Consider the following 4,231-nt stretch of genomic DNA (forward strand, 5'->3'; position numbering starts at 1 on the left):
CAGACAAGCCAGCGCGGTCTTGGGGGTCTCCCCCATGAGCGACTGGCGCTGACACTGCTAGCCCAGCAGCCTCTAAGTACAATAGCACACGCTTTGGAAAAACCGCAACATTGATTGGTTTTCCCATATCTCAGCTCCCGACCTCAGGAGAGCGCGGGTCAAGGGCCAACGTTGAGATAAATGGTTCCCTAATTCTAAGACTTACTCTAGCTGTGAAAATGTGAAACAGTATCTGTCTTTATCGGAGCGTGTATTTCAATGCGAATACTGCAATTTCAGTTGGGTGTGAGACTTAAGTGCTACCTTGAATCTAGCTATGGCGGTCAATTCGATCATGACGGTTTGTGGACTGGATAACGCCGACGTTTCCAGTGGAATAGGGAATAGAACAGATAATTGTAGATTTTACAAATTATTGTAGGTTTCTAAGAACGGTTGAATAAAAAGGGAACAATCATTATCCTTGTAATGTCCTAAGTTCACAAGGGTTAATTTTTCCCTATAAACAAAGATATAAAAGAACAAAAAGGCCATCTATACAGAATCTAAAAATTAGCTCTTTGAGCAAATTACAGATAAATTAGCAATAGTAAATTCTAAAAAACGAGGTAAGCAAGTGACATTTGTAGTAATTCCACCAGGTACCGAAACAGATCCATCAGTAGATGTACTTAACCCAGATGTCAATGATGGGGGACGTATTCTAGTTGGAACTCCAGGAGAAGATCGTCTTGCAGGAACAAGTGGTTCTGATAGTATTTCAGCTTTGGCTAGTAATGACTTAGTTGGAGCAGGTGCTGGTAATGATGTAGTTATATTAGGTGAAGGTTCTGATACTGCAGGTGGTGGTACTGGCAACGACTCCATCCAAGGTAACCGAGGAGATGACTCCATATTAGGAGGTGCAGGAGATGATTGTCTCAGAGGTGGTAGAGATAATGATACTGTAGACGGTGGCGAAGGAGAAGACTTGATCTTCGGCGATCGCGGAGATGACATAGTAAGCGGTGGATCGGGAGATGACAGCATACAGGGTAATTCAGGTGTTGATTTCCTAGAGGGTAATGCAGGTAATGATTTTCTTGATGGAGGTAAAGATTCTGATAGTCTAGACGGTGGTATAGGGGATGATTTCCTATCTGGTTCAAGGGGTAATGATGTTTTAACAGGTGGCGCTGGAGCTGATGATTTCTTCTTCTGGTATAGTGCAGATGGTAGTTACGGAGTTGACACCCTGACAGACTTTAATAGGGATGAGGGAGATAGAATAGTTTTAGCTGCTAACCTCCCAGAGGAATTACAGAATGCCGGATTTAATGCTTTGGCAGGTACACCTACTGGCAATCCATTACCAGAAAATCAGTTTGAGGTAATTGTGAACTTTGTCCCAGGTGTAGGAAATACAGCAGCGATTGTTTATGACCCTGCTAATGGTTTGATTTACTACGATCCAACACCAGGTAATGTTGGTGATGAAAATCAATTTGCTCAGGTTGATAATACTGTATATGATGCTGATAATCCATTAGAAAATACTGACTTTGAAATATTCTAAGTCTAGTTATTAATAAATCTGGTTTCAAATATGGGTATAACCCAAGAATGAAGATACTAACTCCCTCCTAATTTTAGGGGGGAATTTTGTTTTTGTTTTATATAGTAGGAGCGGGTTCTAGTTAATCAGGACTTATGCATCGGTACTACATATAGCGTTAAAAACTATAACGCTATAGTTTTTGAACTCTACATATATGGTCTATCCGTAAGTCCTATTAATATCAAATCCGGTAGCATTGGTGTAATTAGATAAAGAGTGTGGGGAGTGTGGGAAGGGTGGGGGGTGTGAGGAGATGGGTAGATAAGCGAAATATTTGGTAGCTGAAGATGAAACATTTTTTTATACCGAATTAAGGGGATTTGATATAACTTAATGAGGCTAAACATTTAATCAGATGAACCACCCCACCGCTCTACAAATTTTGCACTGGAGTGAGACAACTAATACCAATTTCATAAAATATTGCTACAGTGACTTTGTTCTTAGGAGTCAGGAGTCAGGAGTCAGGAGGTAAGAATTTATATTATTTATTTGGTCTGAGAGTAAAAGTGTTCCATAATTGACCAAAAATAGTTCTTAAATGATAAGAAATTGTTTTTTTATCAAGGGATAATTTGATTTACCTCCTCTACATCGGCCGCAAAATTACTAACAGTTTTGTCATCATTTTACTCTAACTATCTATGCATGAATTTGGTATAATACCGTTTCTCAAAAACTTTTCTACAATTTTTTGAGTAGGGGAGTAGGGGAGTGGGGGAGGTAGGGACGTTGCATGCAACGTCCGTACAACATAAGAATAATTAACATTAACTTGGCTAAAATTGGCAAAAAGGTAATTATGCCTCTGTTAAGTAGTTAATAACTGAAGTGTTGCCCAAGCATAGCGTTAATGCATGGGAATTGGTATAAAATGGTCAGGACTTACACAAAGCTACTATATATAGAGTTTAAAAACTATAACGTTATAGTTTTTAACGCTATATATGTTGTATCTGCGTAAGTCCTAATGGTGTGTTATGGGTTCAACAATTAATAATTAATAATTAATAATTAATAATTACCTCTCCTTGAAAACGGATAGGATTGACTAATCATGAAAAATTTTTTCTTCTCAAGGGGAGATTGGATATGGCGAACTTCGAAGCGGCTCTGCAAGAGCGGGAGACCTCGCCATCCCATCCTACGGAATGCTGCGCTTTCCGACCGCTTTTTTCCCCTTAAAAGGGGAGGCGCATACCCACAATTTCTCGGTAAGTTTTAGTCATCTAATGCACCCTGCTGGACTAACAAAAAAGAGCTAATGTGCATAATTATTATTGGGATGGGGGGGTTCATCTAATAATTTGTAACAGCACCAACTTAACACGGAACTCGCCCCTACTTTGCAACATTTTAGGCGTGTAGGTTCACTATGACATAATAATTTTATGCCAGCAGCAAAGAAAAATTTCATTGATAGCTAAGGATGAAAATAGAAAAACATCTCAGATTAGCAAAATCATACTTGAGTGAAGGTAAATTAAGTCAAGCAAGAGCAACCTGTAAACAAATTTTAGAAATACAACCAAACTCTGCTGATGTTTACAGAATTTTAGGGGAAAGTTACGCAGCAGAAGATAATTTTGATGAGGCTATGTTTGCTTATACAAAAGCTTTGGAGATTAAGCCAGAGTATGCAGAAGTTCATGCTTTTCTCGGTCAGTTATATAGTCATAAAAGGTGGATTGCTGAAGCAGTTAATCAATATCAAAAAGCAATTGATTTAGGATTAAAATGGCCGGAGCTATATTATAATTTAGGTAATATAAAGCATCAATATGGAGATTTGGAAGGTGCGATTAACTGCTACGAAACAGCGATTATTCTTAAACCGAATTATCTGAAGGCTTATTTAAGCTTGGGTATAGTTTTAGAGTTGCAAAGAAATTATCAAGCAGCAGTTGATGTTTATGGAGAGTTAATAAGATTAAAGCCAGATTTTGTAGAAGCATATAATAATTTAGGTGGCGTTTTAGCCGATATGAATCGAACAGAAGAGGCTATTGAAGTTTATAAAAAAGGGTTAGATATCAAATCAGATGCGGCAGATTTATATAATAATCTTGGTTTTACTTTATTAAAGAAAAATCCTCTAGAGGCGATCGCTGCTTATCATCGTGCTATAGAATTAAAACCTAATTTTATTAAAGCGCATTATAATTTGGGCAAAGCATTACAAATTATTGGGGAGCATGAATGGGGGGTAAAATATTTTCAAGAGGTTATTAGACTGAAGGGAGAAAAAGATAATGTATTAGTCTATAGTGACTGTGCTTTTTCTTTAATGACTATAGGTAAGTTGAATGAGGCTTTTGTTTGTTTGCAAAAGATGATTTATAATAATCATTTTTTTGATAAGTATTGTCTGTTATTGGAGGCTAGGTTAAAGAGTGTTGACAGTAGAAATTTAGATGAATTGTATTTGACTAAAGTGGCTGGGTTTAATTTTTTCAAGGAGCTGCTTAAGTTAGAAAATTATTCAGAAAATTCTCAGCAGCAGTATCAGAAAATATCTCAATATTTGCTCAAATATTATGTTCATTTTGGCAATGTATTGATGGAAACTGGTTATTATGAAACTGCTGAATATTTTTATCAAAGGGCGTTACAAATTCAACCAAGTTCGGCAGA

At 37.3% G+C, this 4,231-nt stretch carries 2 protein-coding genes; both read left to right on the plus strand.

Annotated features, from left to right (window positions below; all coding sequences use genetic code 11):
• Positions 1–616: 616 nt before the first annotated feature.
• Positions 617–1,555: a calcium-binding protein gene (locus F6K22_RS33835; RefSeq protein WP_293108484.1), complete on the plus strand. Its 939-nt coding sequence runs from the start codon at positions 617–619 to the stop codon at positions 1,553–1,555.
• Between the two features lie 1,471 nt (positions 1,556–3,026).
• The coding region (locus tag F6K22_RS33840; RefSeq protein ID WP_293108486.1) for a tetratricopeptide repeat protein at positions 3,027–4,231 on the plus strand (1,205 nt) is incomplete at its 3' end.

The sequence above is a fragment of the Okeania sp. SIO2F4 genome (genome assembly GCF_010672385.1).
Taxonomy (GTDB): Bacteria; Cyanobacteriota; Cyanobacteriia; order Cyanobacteriales; family Microcoleaceae; genus Trichodesmium.